Raw genomic sequence first — 15,712 nt, 5'->3', positions numbered from 1 at the left:
TTTTATTGTGTTAGGGTTTTCACTAGAGAAACAATTAAGGATCGACATAATGAACAACGGTAAATATGGTGTTTTATTAGTTAATCTTGGTACTCCTGATAAACCGACAACTAAGGCTGTAAGACGTTATTTAGCTGAGTTTCTGAGCGATAAAAGAGTCATAGATTTATCTCGATTCATCTGGAAGCCAATATTATATGGATTTGTTTTGCCTTTACGTTCTTCACGTGTAGCAAAGTTATACCAGAAAATTTGGATGGATGAAGGTTCTCCTCTGTTGGTATATGGCCGTCGGCAACAGAAATTACTGGCAGAAAGGCTTGCTGACATCCCTGTTGAACTTGGAATGAATTACGGCTCTCCATCTCTTGAGCAAGCGATTGACAACTTACTTAAGCAGAATGTTGAGCAGCTAATTGTATTACCACTTTATCCCCAATATTCTAGTTCCTCATCTGCGGCGGTATTTGATGGTGTCAGTCAGGTATTGCAGAAATATCGTACTATTCCTGGGATTCACTTTATTCGTAGTTATGCTGATCATCCGGCCTATATTTCTGCGCTGAAAGAGACTATTGAGCAGAGTTTCGATAAGCATGGTCAACCTGACCGATTATTGTTTTCCTACCATAGCATTCCGCAGCGTTATGCTGATACGGGTGATATTTATGCTGAACAGTGTAAGTTAACAACACGCTTACTAAAGCAGGCAATTAATTATCCGGCAGAACGGGTAATGGTGGCTTATCAGTCACGTTTTGGTCGTGAACAATGGTTGACGCCATATATGGATCAAACAGTGAAATCCCTGCCTAATCAGGGAGTAAAACATATTCAGGTGATTTGCCCCGGCTTTTCGTCTGATTGTCTGGAAACTTTGGAAGAGATAAAACAGCTAAATAAAGAGATATTTCTTAGTGCGGGTGGAGAAAAATTCGAATATATTCCTGCGCTTAACGACAATACAAGCCATATTTTACTCCTTGAAGCGTTGGTCAACGGGTTTGTCAGAAACGGGAATGAATAGTGATAGGATTAATCTATCATTAGGGTTCATTGGCTTTTTAGGGTATATTGCTACACGGATGCTAGCTTGGTGGAAATGCCATGCTTATTTCAGAGTAAATAGGAATTAACCTATGGGCTAGTGGGATGATGTTTTGTATATCAATTAGTAACAGCATATTTGAATTTGGATATAAATAATGAGTAATAAACCGATTAAAGACACTAATTTCAGTGAAGAATATTTTAATTATTACAATTCAAAACAAGATGATGAAATTGATTTGTTTGAGTTATTCTCTGTTTTATTTCAATCAAAGTTATTGATTATTGCTGTTACTATTCTTTTTGCTGTTATTGGCTTTGCGGCAGCATCTTTGATGCCACAAAAGTGGAGTAGTTCGGCTTCTGTTGTTAAACCTCAACTTGAAGAGATACAACCACTTAAAGATACCCTGACTAAGTTAGAGGTTTTAAATTTACAACCATCAATAACTTCGTCGTCGTTGTATAATCGTTTTTTAAATAATTTTGATTCACGGGTTTTACGTGAAGAATATTTGGTCAATACAGATTATTTTAAAAATCTGATAGCAAAATCAGATGATCATTCACCGTTTGCAAAAAGAAAACTTATTGAAAAAATTGTAAATGATAATATTTCATCTTTTTCAAAAGCGGAGAAAGATGATGACAATGGTGAAACTAAATTGACTTTCAGTGCTGGAACTGCTGAGGATGCATATAACCTGTTAAAGGGTTATATTGACTATGTGTCGTCTGTTGTTCGTGAGCAGGTAAAGAGTGAATTAAGTGATATGGTGAAACAAAAGCTTGTTTACTCTGAAGGTTTATATAAGGTTGATTTAAATCGCGTGAATAATATACAGGAAGCAAATATCGAGCGATTGAAACATGCATTATCTATTGCTAATTCAGCAGGAATTAAGAAACCTATTTCCAGTGAAGGTGCAATGATCAAAGACGATCCAGATTATTCCATTGCTTTGGGTGCTGATGCATTACAACGTAAGCTGAAAATTACCGAGGATATTAAAGATCCCACCTCAGTTGATGCTGACTTACGTAACCGTTTGTTTTATATAGAGGCACTTAAAGCACTTAAAATAGATACCGTTAATTTCCAACCATTCAGATATATGCAGTCTCCTTATGAGCCAACGGCGAAAGATTCACCGAAGCGTTTACTTATTTTAGTAGGCAGTGCTTTCGTTGGGCTGATCTTGGCTGTAGTGTTTGTTCTGATCCGTCATATGGTACGTAGTCGTCGACAAGCGGCTTAGTCTTCTTTGGCAGCAAATGTCGAATGACATTTGCTGCCTGTTAGTCTTTTGTTGTGCTAATATGCTGCATCTTTTAGCGTTATAGCATCAACCAAAAATGAAATTCCCCGGTAAACGTAAATCAAAACACTATTTTCCCGTCAGTCTGCGTGATCCTTTACTCCAGCCAATTAAAGAGATGATGGATGGGGAGAATAACCGAGCTTATATCGTTGGTATCGATCAGACATTAGTAGATATTGAAGCGAAAGTAGACGAAGATTTTATCCAGCGCTATAACCTCAGCCAAGGGCATTCATTAGTTATTGAAGATGATGTTGCTGAGGTCCTGTATAAAGAACTTACTGATAATAATCTTATTAGCCACGAATTTGCTGGCGGTACTATTGGTAATACCTTACATAATTACTCGGTTCTTGCCGATGATCGTTCTGTCTTACTAGGTACTATGTGCAATAATATTCAGATTGGCAGCTATGCTTACCGCTATTTATGTAACACGTCTAGCCGTACTGATCTGAACTACTTACAAGGTGTGAACGGGGCAATTGGGCGCTGTTTTACGTTAGTAACGGAAAATGGTGAGCGCACTTTTGCCATTAGTCCTGGGCAAATGAATCAACTTAAGCCGGAGAGTATTCCTGAGAAGATTATTGCTGAAGCTTCTGCATTGGTGTTAACCGCTTACCTGGTTCGTTGTAAACCGGGAGAACCAATGCCAGAAGCGACTATGAAGGCCATCGAATATGCGAAAAAACATAGTGTGCCTGTCGTTCTGACGCTGGGGACAAAATACGTTATTGCTGATGATCCACAATGGTGGCGTGACTTTTTAGTTGAGAATATTTCTGTTCTGGCAATGAATGAAGATGAGGCTTATGAGCTTACTGGTTGCAGTGATCCGTTATTAGCTTCAGATATGGCGTTGGATTGGGTTGATTTAGTTTTGTGTACCGCTGGTCCGGCTGGACTATATATGGCAGGTTATACGGAAAAAGATTACATGCGTCAGACAACTCACCCATTGCTACCGGGGGCTATTGCTGAATTTAACCGTTATGAATTCAGCCGCGCTATGCGTAAATCTGATTGCCAAATCCCAATGAAAGTTTATTCCCATATTGAACCTTATATGGGGGGGCCGGAAAAAATCATGAATACCAATGGGGCGGGTGATGGTGCTTTATCTGCTTTACTGCATGATATAACGGCCAACAATCATCACAGAATGAATGTGCCTAATTCCAGCAAACATATCCGTACTTATCTGACATATTCATCACTTGCTCAGGTTTGTAAATATGCGAACAGAGTTAGCTATCAGGTATTGAGTCAGCATTCTCCTCGATTAAGTCGTGGTTTACCTGAAAAAGAAGATAGTTTGGAAGAGTCTTATTGGGAACGATAATTCTAAAATTTCGGCACCGTATTAATTTATACGGCGCCGAAATTTAGGTACAAAATCATTTATTAAAGTTATAAATGATAGTTAAGGTTTATTTAATTAAGAATAATGATTTTTTTTGAATTTATAAAGGAAAAATTATTTTATTCTTGTTTATATATCTGTTTAAATAAATTCACATAATATGTAATAAATATTTTTTAATAGAATATTTATGTCACTCAGGTAGCAAAAATATGCAATTTAAATTTTCTACTTGTTTTTTATTTATAATTTATCCTGTTGTTTTATATATGATAATTATGCATAGGAGCACATTTGTAATATATCTATGTGTCGCTAAAGTTACCAATCTAACTTGTGCTTATTTAAGTATTTTTCATTTATTTTTGGAGGGATCAAGTAAAGAATGAATTTGGACTAAAATCACAATGTTGAAAAATTTTGGAACTGATTTTTCAATTATTGATTTTACTGATTATAATCAAGATGATTGGCTGGAAGATACTCCTTTATTAGTAATATACTGAAATGATATTCTTTATATATTGAAATGATATCGACCATATATAGAAATGATATTAGTTATATATGGATTTGTGCTGCTATATTCTAGAAATAGCCTCTATGATGATACGGAGTTTCATATCTTTTATATAGTATTGATATGTGAGTTAGTGTTTGCTGTAATTATTTAAATTTATGGCCTATATTAGGACAGGTTTTTTGTATCTTTTATTATTGAATTGGAGTTATTGATATTACTCACATTTGAAGAAAAGACGTAGTTAATAGCAATTAAATGAAAGTCATAGTATTTAATGACTATAACTTATTATTGTTAATTTAAAGAGATGGAGGAACGTGATGAAATTTTCTATTAGAAATTTCCTATTATATTTCAAATAATTAATTATTATCTATAACAGCCATTGAGGATACTATGAATAGTTACTACGATTATATAAGAATTGCCAGTATGGTGAGTATGGTCTTAATTATGCCGGGACCAACCAATACTCTTTTGGTATCATCTGGATATTCACATGGTTTTATTAGTACACTCAGGCTGATATTAGCTGAGGCACTGGGTTATATAACAGCAATTAGTTTGTGGGGGTTATTTTTATCTACTGTCTCTCATGCTTTCGTATGGTCATTAGTTATCTTAAAGATGTGTGCTTCGACATACATTGCTTATTTGGCTTTTAAAGTTTGGCATTTCTCATTAGACAAGAATGCGGCGAAAATCCACTTTATCACGGTATTATTTGCCACGTTGCTGAATCCTAAGGCTTTTGTGTTTGCTACATATATATTTCCTCTTACTGCATTTACTTTGTGGTCAGAATACATTCCATGTATGGCGGTTTTTGTTTGCGCGTTATTGCCTGTTTCTTTAATTTGGGTGGGGGTTGGGAAAATGCTATATGCAGGAAAGCTGGGAAAAGGGAGTTTAAAACCTGATCTGTTTTATCGTCTCGCTTCTTTAGTGTTATGTGTTTTCTCTGTTTCAATGTTTTACACGTCAATGAAAGGTGTTTTATATCTTTGACGTAATGAAATATTTGATATTACGACTTTCCGATTGATTTTTGCTGTACAGAATTGAGTAGATCGATACTGTAACTGAAAGCTTTGTTCCCTCTGAACCATCCTTATCACCGGTACCTAAAGTGATAAGGATGGCTCATGATCCCTACTCGGTAAAGAATAGGGAATTATTCTATCAACAGTCGCGTCTTCTCAGATTAATGGCGAAAAGGGCGACGCAGAGGGAGGCTCAGTCGGATAGCCTTGCTCACTGCTAGCTAATACACTTGCCATTGTTTTGGCAATTTCACGCTCGCCAATAATAACGTGGCTAGCCCCACGCTCCGTGATATAGGTAACTTCATCGTCGTAGTCAGCTCGGACAATGATATTAATATCTGGGCGTGCTTCTCTCGCACTAGCGACAATCTCACCTGCTTCATAGCCATTGGGAATGGTCAGTAGAAGGGAGCAGGCGCAATCCAAGCGAGCCAGTGACATAATATCTTTGCTGGCGGCGTTGCCCATGACGGCACTGATACCCTGTTCACCGAGTTCTTCAAATTTGGCTCTGGTGTTTTCAATAACAACCAGAGGGATCTCTTTTTCCTGCAAGCGTTGGCATAGCAAGCTGCCGATACGTCCGTAGCCGACAACGATAGTGTGACCGCAGATATCGACAGGAATTTGCGTCTCTTCTTCCAGCGTTTCTTCCAGCAACTGTTCCTCAATAGTTTCTGTTTTTTCCAGATAGCGATCCAACAGGCTGAATAGAACTGGGTTTAGCATGATAGAAACAATCGCGCCAGCCAGAACAAGGTTACGGGCATTTGCATCAAGCAGGCCGAGTGCGACTCCAAGACCAGCCAGAATAAAGGCGAATTCACCGATTTGTGCCAGACTGACTGAAATTGTCAGCGCAGTCCGGCGTGAGTGGCCGAACATCTTTACGAGTAACATTGCAGCCGCGGACTTACCAATAATAATGATTGCTAACGTTGCCAATATAGATAGTGGCTGTTGAATGAGGACCATTGGGTCGAACAGCATGCCAACAGAAACGAAGAACAATACGGCGAAAGCATCTCTGAGTGGCAGCGTATCCTGGGCGGCACGGTGGCTTAGTTCTGATTCGTTTAATACCATACCGGCGAAGAACGCCCCTAGTGCGAATGAAGCATCAAACAGAGCAACGGCGCCGTAAGCGATACCCAAGGCAATAACCAACACGGCAAGGGTAAACAGTTCCCTGGAGCCAGTACTGGCGGTTTTTGCCAGTACCCACGGAATTAGACGACGGCCAACAACAATCATCAGCAGGATAAACGCGATAACTTTGCCGACGGTTATGGCGAGTTCGATAACTAACTGCCCGATATCGGCTTCTTTATTACCAAGAATACCGGCAGCCGCAGGCAGTAATACCAGAGTCAGCACCATCGCCAGATCTTCGACAATCAGCCAGCCAATAGCTATTTGACCTCGTTGGCTATCGATCAGTTGGCGTTCTTCTAACGCTCGTAACAGAACAACGGTACTGGCGGTTGATAGACAGAGACCAAAGACGATACCGCTAAATAATTCCCACCCCAGTATTGCTGATAATCCTACTCCGAGTAATGTCGCGACCAATATTTGCGCAATCGCTCCGGGGATAGCAATGGATTTTACAGCGAGTAGATCTTTGAGTGAAAAATGCAGTCCAACACCAAACATCAATAAGATGACACCAATTTCTGCCAATTCGGGGGCCAGTGATGCATCAGCGACAAAACCAGGAGTGAAAGGACCAGCGAGTACTCCCGCAGTAAGATAACCAACCAGCGGTGAGATTTTCAGGCGTTGTGCCAGCATACCGAGCAGATAAGCGATAAAGAACCCGCCAACGATAGTGGTGATAAGTGGTGTCGAGTGCTCCATTAAGACTCCTTCGTGCTGAGGCTAGTAAATAGCATAGTGAAGAGGTAGGTGTAACTGTATTTTATAGATAATTCGAGGTAAATTCGCTAAAAAAATGAATAAAACATCAAAAAATATGGATTGAAAGGATTAAATTACCCGTAACAGGGATTTATGTTGTTCTATTTGAATATTTATAAGGTAAATAAGCACTATTCCCACATAAAAAGTAAATTTTATGTGGGGTTGGATGGTGATTTTTCTAGTTCTTATCTTCTATATTAGGTAATAAAGCGGTAAATATGCCAAGTAACGGCAGAAAAGCACAAATCTGATAAATCAGTTCAATACTTGTTCTGTCTGCAATATCACCAAGTACCGCTGCGCCAATACCTCCCATACCAAAAGCTAGCCCAAAAAACAGGCCGGATACCATCCCGGTTTTACCTGGAATAAGTTCCTGAGCGTATACCAGGATTGCAGAGAACGCAGATGCTAGAATCACACCAATAATCACTGATAGAATACTTGTCCAGTATAGAGAAGCGTAAGGCAAAACTAATGTAAAGGGTGCAACTCCGAGGATAGATATCCAGATAACATACTTTCTGCCGATCCTATCACCAAGCGGTCCGCCAATAATGGTTCCTGCCGCGACTGCGAATAAAAAAATAAACAGATGAAACTGGGCGTTTTGTACGGAAATGCCAAATTTGTGTATTAAGTAAAAAGTATAATAGCTACTGATACTGGTGAGATAAAAATATTTGGAAAATATTAAAATTAGCAAAATAACCAAGGAACCTATTACGGTTTTTCTTGATAAAACTTTGACGGCGAGGTCAGCTTTAGTTTGATTTTTCTTGATGTAATTCTGAGCTTTATACCATTTACTGATCTGTAGCAGCACGATGATACCGAGTAATGCCGCCAGAGTGAACCAGCCAACGTTGCCTCTGCCATAGGGAGCAATAAACACAGCAGCTAGCAAAGGCCCAAGGGAACTGCCGAAATTACCGCCGACCTGGAAAAGAGATTGAGCTAATCCGTGTCGACCACCGGATGCCATACGTGCTACGCGCGACGATTCCGGGTGGAATACCGAAGAGCCTGTACCAATTAATGCAGATGCTAATAGAATTAACGAGAAATTGTTGGCGTAGGCCAGCAGTAATAGACCGGATAAAGTGAAACTCATTCCAACAGGTAATGAATAGGGCTGTGGATGTTTATCGGTATAAAGACCTATCAGTGGTTGTAATAGCGAGGCGGTAATCTGATAGGTCAGTGTGATCATACCGATTTGCACAAAACTTAGGTTAAATTCTAATTGTAGTAAAGGATAAATCGCCAGAATCAGCGATTGGATCATATCGTTCAATAAGTGTGAAACACTGATTGCACCAAGAATAGTGAAAACGGTATTCCTGGTTTTTCTTGTGGGAGATGGGGCTATAGTAGTATTGCTCTGTTCACTCATATTCGCTGCCAACCTGTCTTAATCAGTATATTGGTTATTTGTTGAATTTTAATACATATTAGGTAGAGAGTTGATTTTTTACTATTTTGGGTATAGTTTTATGGTACTCCCGCGAAGACGAAGCAAAACATGTTCTAATAACTGCATAACATACATAACCTATCTCAAGAAATGATCAATTTATCCCGCCTTGTTAGCTTTTGAAGCTGTTTTTGCATGGCAATTCACTAAAAAAAACATGGAGATATACCATGAAACTCTCGTTCAAGACCTCAGCTTGCGCTTTGGTTGTATCTATAGCATTACTTCCTGCAATCGCAAGTGCGTGGGAGAAGGACAAAACCTATGACATTACCATTTTGCACACCAATGACCATCATGGGCATTTTTGGCATAACGATTATGGTGAGTATGGTTTAGCCGCTCAAAAAACGGTCGTTGATGAAATCCGTCAAGAGGTCGTGAAAAAAGGCGGTAGTGTGTTACTGCTTTCCGGCGGAGATATTAATACCGGTGTACCAGAATCTGATTTGCAAGATGCCGAACCTGATTTTAAGGGCATGAATTTGGTGGGCTATGATGCAATGGCGTTGGGGAACCATGAGTTTGATAATCCTCTGTCAATACTACGTCAACAGGAAAAATGGGCAAATTTTCCATTTCTGGCTGCCAATATTTACCAAGCAAGCACCGGCAAACGTTTGTTCAAGCCTTATACCATTTTCGATAAACAGGGTGTGAAAATTGCCGTTATTGGTCTGACAACTGATGATACGGCGAAAATCGGCAACCCGGCTAATTTCCCTGATGTTGAGTTTCGTGTTCCTGCGACAGAAGCCAAAATGGTTGTTGAAGAACTAAAGAGAGATGAAAAGCCAGATGTGATTATTGCCGCAACCCATATGGGACACTATGACAACGGTAATCATGGTTCTAATGCGCCGGGTGATGTTGAAATGGCTCGCAGTTTGCCAGCAGGCTATCTGGATATGATTGTTGGTGGTCACTCACAAGATCCGGTCTGTATGTCCGCGGAAAAGAAAAATTATAAGCAGATCGATTATGTGCCAGGAGCGCCATGTTCGCCGGATCGTCAGAACGGTACCTGGATTGTCCAGGCTCATGAGTGGGGGAAATACGTTGGTCGAGCTGATTTCCAATTTCGTAATGGTGAATTGAAGTTGACTCACTATCAGTTGATCCCTATTAACCTCAAAAAGAAAGTGCAGAAGGGAGACGGTGCTACTGAACGTGTTTACTACACTCATGAAATTGCACAAAACCAGGATATGTTAAAGTTGCTGATGCCTTATCAGGATAAAGGTGATAAACAGCTTGGTGTAAAAGTGGGCTCTATTGAGGGTAAATTGGAAGGGGATCGCAGCAAAGTTCGTTTTGTTCAGACTAATATGGCCCGTGTTGCCCTCTCTGCCATGATGGAACGCGCGGATGCCGATTTTGCGATTATGAGTGGCGGTGGTATTCGCGATTCGATTGAATCTGGCGATATCACTTATAAAGATGTGTTGAAAGTGCATCCATTTGCCAACTCATTGGTTTACGTTGATATGAAAGGCAGCGAAATTGAACCATATCTGGCAGTGATTGCTAATATGAAAGTTGATTCTGGTGCTTACGCACAGTTTGTGAATGTTAGCCTGATCGCTGATGGTAAAGGCGTTAAAGAGGTAAAAATCGGTGGAAAGCCACTAGAGCCGAATAAAACTTACCGCATGGCAATGCTTGACTTTAATGCTATCGGTGGTGATGGCTATCCACGAGTTGATAATTATCCAACCTATGTCAACACCGGTTTTGTTGATGCAGAAGTGTTGAAAGACTATATCGAGAAGCATTCACCATTGAAAGCGGCTGATTATGAGCCAAAGGGTGAAATTATTTATCAAAAATCCCTGACAGAATGATAAATCGAAAGGGCTGCAATTTTGGCAGCCCTTTTGGGGGAATAATTTAAACTCTTGCAATATCAGCGAAGGTGCCTTTCGCTAACCTACAGAGATCAGATGGCGCTAATTCAATATCTAACCCTCGTTTGCCACCAGAGACAAAGATAGTAGGGAACTGTCGCGCCTGATTATCAATAACCGTTGGCAAGAGTTTTTTCTGTCCTAGCGGACTGATCCCGCCGACGAGATATCCTGTCACTTTCTGGGCGATTTGCGGATCAGCCATCTCAGCTTTTTTGACTTTAAAAACTTTGGCGACCTTTTTTAAATCTAGTTCACTTGAAACGGGGGTGACCGCTACTACCAAATTTTTAGCCTCACCATTAAGTGCAACCAGCAAAGTTTTGAAGACTTGCCTGGCATTGAGTCTTAATTTCCTCACTGCTTCATCACCAAAGTTATGCTCATTTGCGTCGTGTTCGTAGGTATGAAGAGTAAAGCTAACTTTCTGTTTCTCTAGTAAAATGATCGCAGGTGTCATGATTTCATTACATAGGATGATTTTGTAATTAAAGATAATGGATGAAATGGAATGATGGAATTGATAATCTGACTACGGCTCTGTTGCTTGTATACAAACAGGTAATATCCCGTACTTAAGAATAACAAAAATGACAGATTATACCTCATATGATTGGCCAATATTATTATAGCGATATATGTAATATTGGCCTTTTTTTAATGCTGTTTTTCTGTCAGCATCTTGGGCAAATTCCCTTCACCATACAGATGCAAAACGCCAACAGCAACGAGGTATCGACCGGCAGGTAATTCCTGTAAACGCTTATTCCATCGTTTATTGCGCTCAGTCATCAATAGTTGGTATATCTCTTTACTGAAAGTTGTTGGTAAAGCATGTTCTTGTTGTTCTGGTTGATAGTCCATCCACCAACTGATCATGGTTTGTAAAGCACGGGCATTTGCGTGCCAATGGGTTAATGTATCTTCCAGTAGTGGCAGGCCGTTATTGGGAATTTGATTAAGTAAATTAATTTGTGATTCAGTACCTTCTAGTTCAATAATCGTTTTCCCTTGAGCCTTGGCTGCATTCAGGAGCTGATAATCGATACCGTATTGGGGATGCAATCCAAGGTTTTGTGCTTGTCCAGCTTGTAAAATTAAAGCGATTTGCCATGAGGGCAATAGATTGAGGAATTCTTCTTGCTGTTGGATCTCATTGCAACAGTCCTGAAAATTCTGATACATCTCAGAAGATAAACGTTGTTCGATACGGTGATATGATTGAAACTCATCATGAAATGGGGAGTCTGACTGAGTAATATCTGCTTCCACGATTAATGTATCGGATTGATTAAGCTGTGCTATCAATATTGCTGAAAGTGGGAACATGTTTTTCGTACCCATATGAATACTGCCTACCAGATGCAAATGTCTATCACCTGCCAGTGTAATATCGTGAGCGGGATAGGGATAACGATGGAGAGCATTGATTCCTAATATATTGGTAAGGTGTTTAATCAGTCGTCCCATTTGAGCTCCGGTTTAGCATTTATTCTTTAAACTAGCTATTTTTCTAGGTTAATATTACAACTGTATCTCTATCCATTTCCATTGAATGTTCTTTTACTACTATTCAGTATACAAGGAGATTTTACTTGACCTCTGCATTTACCTTTCCAGTTCTTTAAAAATGATAACTAGAGATTTGTAATGAAAACATTGTCGGAGATGTGGTGATTTGATGCAGTAACATGGGGGACATTGCTATATGAAAAAGTGCTGGGGTAGAAGTGTAAAATGCGATCATGGATGCGCATTTTTACGACTCACTTTACGACTCACCCCAACATCATCAAAGCAGACTTATTTCTTTAGTAATTCATAATTTAGGTTTAAACCTCAATAAGCGGTTAGCATTACTCACCACCGTAATTGAAGAGAGCGCCATTGCCGCACCTGCGACTACCGGATCTAACAGGGTTCCGGTAAAGGGATAGAGCACACCAGCGGCAATTGGAATCCCTAATGTGTTGTAGATAAATGCCCCCAATAGGTTCTGTTTCATATTGCGCAGCGTTCCTTTGGACAGTTCAATCGCATCAGCCACACCATGCAGACTATGACGCATCAGTGTTATCGCCGCGGTTTCAATGGCGATATCGCTACCACCTCCCATTGCAATCCCCACATCAGCTTGAGCTAGGGCAGGAGCATCGTTAATACCATCCCCCACCATAGCAACCTTGCGACCTGCTGCTTGCAGTTTCTGAATCGCCTCAGCTTTGCCATCAGGTAATACACCCGCAATCACTTGATCAATACCTGCTTCTTTTGCAATCGCATTGGCAGTAGCCGGGTTATCACCGGTTAACATCACTAAACGGTAGCCTTGGTGATGTAATCGCTGCAATGCAGTAATGGTATCTTCACGCAGTGGATCGCGAATTGATAGCACTGCCGCCGCTTTACCTCCTGCTGCCAGGAGAACCGGTGTGATGCCTTTTTCTGCCTGTTGAGCAATCAGCGGTTTTAATTCTTGCGTATCAACTTGATTTTGTTCTAGCCAGGCTTGATTACCTAGCAACAAGATTGTGCCATTCACTTCACCACTGATACCGAGTCCAGCCAGAGTACGGAATTGTTCAACTTGCGGTAATTGCAGCCCTTTGGCTTTGGCAAGAATGGCTTTGGCTAATGGATGGTTAGAACCTTGCTCCAGTGCGCCTGCCCAACGCAATACCTCTTGTTCACTGTACCCATTAAAAGTATGGATATCAGTCACTTGAGGCATCCCTTCCGTCAGCGTACCGGTTTTATCGAAAACAAGGGTATCTAAGGTGCTCGCTTGTTGCAGCGCATCCGCATCCCGAACCAGAACCCCAAATTCTGCTGCCCGGCCGACACCAGAGATAATTGACATCGGAGTCGCCAGCCCAAGAGCGCAGGGACAGGCAATAATCAACACGGTGGTAATAATGACCAATGAATACATGATCTGTGGCGCTGGACCCACGAAATACCAAATAGCACCGGCAATCAGGGCAATCGCGACCACAACGGGAACGAACACGGAGGAAATTTTATCTGCTAACTGACCAATTTCGGGCTTACTGCTTTGCGCCTGACGGACCAGTTTAATGATTCGTGCTAATGTTGTCTGACTGCCAACTGCGGCGGCAGTAAACAGCACCGTACCGTCTTGCACTGTCGTACCGGCATGAATGTTATCGCCTTTAGATTTTTGCTGTGGAATTGGCTCACCGGTGAGCATTGCTTCATCTATCCAAATCTCACCTTGCATGATTTCACCATCAACGGGAACACGATCACCGGTTGCCAAACGTAATGTCATGCCGGGTTTGACATCAGCCAATCGCATCTCTTTTTCGCCATCTTCTGTCACCACACGGGCCGTCGGTGGTGTCAGATCCAGCAGACGTTCCAGTGCTTTTGAAGAACGCTGACGGGCACGTTGTTCCAGAGTATGACCCAGGTTTATCAGACCAATAATCATCGCGCTGGCTTCATAATAGAGATGACGGGCTTGTGGCGGAAAAATATCCGGCCATAGATTGACACTGATAGAGTAAAGCCAAGCTGCGCCTGTTCCTAATGCCACCAATGTGTCCATTGTGGCACTACGGTTTTTCAGGCTTTGCCACGCATTGCGATAGAAGTGACCACCGGCAAAGATCATCACGGCAAGCGTGATAACGCCGATAGTCAGCCAGATATGACGGTTTTCAGGTGTGAGCATCATATTATCGCCCATCATGCCCCACACCATCACGGGAATACCGACGACCAATGCTAATGCTGATTGCCAACGAAAACGGCGCATATTAGCGTCAGAAACTTGTTGCTGACGTTCACGCCGTTCAGCTTCGTCCTGAATCAGTTCTGCGCCATACCCGGCTTTTTCTACTGCTTTAATCAGCGCCTCCTCTGAGGCGCTGCCGGTAATTAAAGCGCTGCGTTCAGCAAGATTCACTCTGGCATTTTCCACGCCATCAACACCTTGTAGGGCTTTCTGAACTTTGCTCACGCAACTGGCACAAGTCATGCCGTCCAACAACAACTGGATGCTCTCATCGCTATCACTCACAACGGAGGCGTCAGTTTTTTCGACCGGAACGGAAGAGGTTGCCGCTGCCAAAGGTTCCGGTCTATTCGAAGCAGGTAGTGTCAGCGGCTCAGATTTTGGGGAGTTTTGCCCAGAAGCGAGTTTTGCGTGATAGCCAGCTTGTTCAACAGCAGCAATCAACGTATCGACATCGGCTTGACCGTAAACTTTAGCTGTTTCAGTGTTCACATCTGCGGCGATAACGCCATCTACGGCCTCCAGCGCTTTACGAGTCGTACCGGCACAATGCATGCAACTCAGGCCGGAGAGCGCCAGTTCAACGTCAGGTTGGCTGGCGATTATCGCATCGTAACCGGCTGCTTGAATTGTTTCGATTAATGATTCAGCAGAGGCTGCGCCGGTGATTTTGGCATAATCAATCGTAATATCCGCCTGTTCCACATCTGCACGATTTGCCAGTGCCTTTTTCACACTGTTAACACAATGCATACAGGAGAGTCCCTGCAAGGTTAAAATGATTGTGTGTGACATAAAAAAACTCCTAACACATAGTGATGTAATTATTCTTCACACCTGTGTGATAATTGATGATATCTACACAGTTCAAGTGAATTTCTGACTTGTTGCGAAGGTTAAACCTTCCCGCAAGGGTAAGGTCAAGGGGAAAAAATGAACATCAGTGAAGTTGCCCAAAAAACTGGTCTTACCAGTAAAGCTATTCGGTTTTATGAAGAAAAGGATCTGATTACACCGCCGGCAAGGGGGGATAACGGCTACCGTTATTATCAGCAGAAACATATTGATGAATTAACGCTGTTGTGTCAGGCGAAACAGGTCGGTTTTACGCTTGATGAATGCCGTGAATTTTTAGTGTTATTTCGCAATCCCAATCGTCACAGTGCTGATGTAAAAACGGCAACCTTGCATAAGGTGGCTGAAATAGAAAAGGCGATTGAAGAGTTGCAGAAAATGAGAAGTAAATTGTTATCTTTGGCGGAAGAGTGCCCTGGAGATGATGGGGCTGAATGCCCCATCATAGATCATTTATCGGGTTGTTGCTCTCATCACTGAGAG

At 41.5% G+C, this 15,712-nt stretch carries 11 protein-coding genes; 6 read left to right on the top strand and 5 right to left on the bottom strand.

Annotated elements, in window-relative coordinates:
- Positions 1 to 49: 49 nt before the first annotated feature.
- The 4 genes from hemH to Phpb_RS04130 all read left to right on the top strand — a co-directional run bounded on the left by hemH (position 50) and on the right by Phpb_RS04130 (position 5,269).
- Positions 50 to 1,027 carry a ferrochelatase gene (gene hemH, locus Phpb_RS04145; protein ID WP_065389285.1) on the top strand — a complete coding sequence of 326 codons (978 nt, stop codon included), beginning with the start codon at positions 50 to 52 and terminating at the stop codon, positions 1,025 to 1,027.
- Positions 1,028 to 1,205: 178 nt separating this feature from the next.
- Positions 1,206 to 2,309 (top strand): LPS O-antigen length regulator Wzz(fepE), encoded by a 1,104-nt coding sequence (wzz(fepE), locus tag Phpb_RS04140; protein WP_065389284.1) that lies wholly within the window; start codon positions 1,206 to 1,208, stop codon positions 2,307 to 2,309.
- A 97-nt stretch (positions 2,310 to 2,406) separates the two neighbouring features.
- Complete coding sequence (locus Phpb_RS04135) at positions 2,407 to 3,717, top strand: inosine/guanosine kinase (protein WP_065389283.1); 1,311 nt, start codon at positions 2,407 to 2,409, stop codon at positions 3,715 to 3,717.
- 940 nt (positions 3,718 to 4,657) lie between these two features.
- On the top strand, positions 4,658 to 5,269 hold the full coding sequence (locus Phpb_RS04130) for a LysE family translocator (protein WP_065389282.1): 612 nt from the start codon (positions 4,658 to 4,660) through the stop codon (positions 5,267 to 5,269).
- A 191-nt stretch (positions 5,270 to 5,460) separates the two neighbouring features.
- Here the strand turns inward: Phpb_RS04130 and ybaL are convergent, their stop codons facing one another.
- The gene (gene ybaL, locus Phpb_RS04125) at positions 5,461 to 7,167 is read right to left on the bottom strand and encodes a YbaL family putative K(+) efflux transporter (RefSeq protein WP_065389281.1); all 1,707 of its coding nucleotides are present in this window, start codon (positions 7,165 to 7,167) and stop codon (positions 5,461 to 5,463) included.
- A gap of 241 nt (positions 7,168 to 7,408) precedes the next feature.
- The gene (locus tag Phpb_RS04120; RefSeq protein WP_065389280.1) at positions 7,409 to 8,626 is read right to left on the bottom strand and encodes an MFS transporter; all 1,218 of its coding nucleotides are present in this window, start codon (positions 8,624 to 8,626) and stop codon (positions 7,409 to 7,411) included.
- A gap of 251 nt (positions 8,627 to 8,877) precedes the next feature.
- Here Phpb_RS04120 and ushA point away from each other — a divergent pair, with 251 nt between their 5' ends.
- Complete coding sequence (gene ushA, locus Phpb_RS04115) at positions 8,878 to 10,551, top strand: bifunctional UDP-sugar hydrolase/5'-nucleotidase UshA (protein WP_065389279.1); 1,674 nt, start codon at positions 8,878 to 8,880, stop codon at positions 10,549 to 10,551.
- Positions 10,552 to 10,597: 46 nt separating this feature from the next.
- On the opposite strand, the gene ybaK is transcribed toward ushA, so the two are convergent.
- From ybaK to copA, 3 genes are all read right to left on the bottom strand, one after another.
- Positions 10,598 to 11,074, bottom strand: a complete 477-nt coding sequence (gene ybaK / locus Phpb_RS04110) for a Cys-tRNA(Pro)/Cys-tRNA(Cys) deacylase YbaK (protein WP_065389278.1) — start codon at positions 11,072 to 11,074, stop codon at positions 10,598 to 10,600.
- Positions 11,075 to 11,271: 197 nt separating this feature from the next.
- Positions 11,272 to 12,084, bottom strand: coding sequence for a TraB/GumN family protein (locus Phpb_RS04105; protein ID WP_065389277.1), 813 nt, complete (start codon positions 12,082 to 12,084; stop codon positions 11,272 to 11,274).
- A gap of 349 nt (positions 12,085 to 12,433) precedes the next feature.
- Positions 12,434 to 15,169 carry a copper-exporting P-type ATPase CopA gene (gene copA / locus Phpb_RS04100; protein WP_065389276.1) on the bottom strand — a complete coding sequence of 912 codons (2,736 nt, stop codon included), beginning with the start codon at positions 15,167 to 15,169 and terminating at the stop codon, positions 12,434 to 12,436.
- A gap of 138 nt (positions 15,170 to 15,307) precedes the next feature.
- Between copA and cueR the strand changes: the two genes are divergently transcribed.
- Complete coding sequence (gene cueR / locus Phpb_RS04095) at positions 15,308 to 15,709, top strand: Cu(I)-responsive transcriptional regulator (protein WP_065389275.1); 402 nt, start codon at positions 15,308 to 15,310, stop codon at positions 15,707 to 15,709.
- Positions 15,710 to 15,712 lie beyond the last annotated feature (3 nt).

Origin of the sequence: Photorhabdus namnaonensis (genome assembly GCF_001684335.1) — a bacterium.
Taxonomy (GTDB): Bacteria; Pseudomonadota; Gammaproteobacteria; order Enterobacterales; family Enterobacteriaceae; genus Photorhabdus; species Photorhabdus namnaonensis.
The sequence above is the reverse complement of the archived record's forward strand: the minus strand, read 5'-3'. Positions and strand labels throughout refer to the sequence as shown.

Bases quoted from the DNA above. Each gene is read 5' to 3' on its own strand.
- Phpb_RS04135 (WP_065389283.1), top strand. From the start codon at position 2,407: ATGAAATTCCCCGGTAAACGTAAATCAAAACACTATTTTCCCGTCAGT.
- Phpb_RS04105 (WP_065389277.1), bottom strand. From the start codon at position 12,084: ATGGGACGACTGATTAAACACCTTACCAATATATTAGGAATCAATGCT.
- ushA (WP_065389279.1), top strand. From the start codon at position 8,878: ATGAAACTCTCGTTCAAGACCTCAGCTTGCGCTTTGGTTGTATCTATA.
- Phpb_RS04130 (WP_065389282.1), top strand. From the start codon at position 4,658: ATGAATAGTTACTACGATTATATAAGAATTGCCAGTATGGTGAGTATG.
- copA (WP_065389276.1), bottom strand. From the start codon at position 15,169: ATGTCACACACAATCATTTTAACCTTGCAGGGACTCTCCTGTATGCAT.
- ybaL (WP_065389281.1), bottom strand. From the start codon at position 7,167: ATGGAGCACTCGACACCACTTATCACCACTATCGTTGGCGGGTTCTTT.
- Phpb_RS04120 (WP_065389280.1), bottom strand. From the start codon at position 8,626: ATGAGTGAACAGAGCAATACTACTATAGCCCCATCTCCCACAAGAAAA.
- cueR (WP_065389275.1), top strand. From the start codon at position 15,308: ATGAACATCAGTGAAGTTGCCCAAAAAACTGGTCTTACCAGTAAAGCT.
- ybaK (WP_065389278.1), bottom strand. From the start codon at position 11,074: ATGACACCTGCGATCATTTTACTAGAGAAACAGAAAGTTAGCTTTACT.
- hemH (WP_065389285.1), top strand. From the start codon at position 50: ATGAACAACGGTAAATATGGTGTTTTATTAGTTAATCTTGGTACTCCT.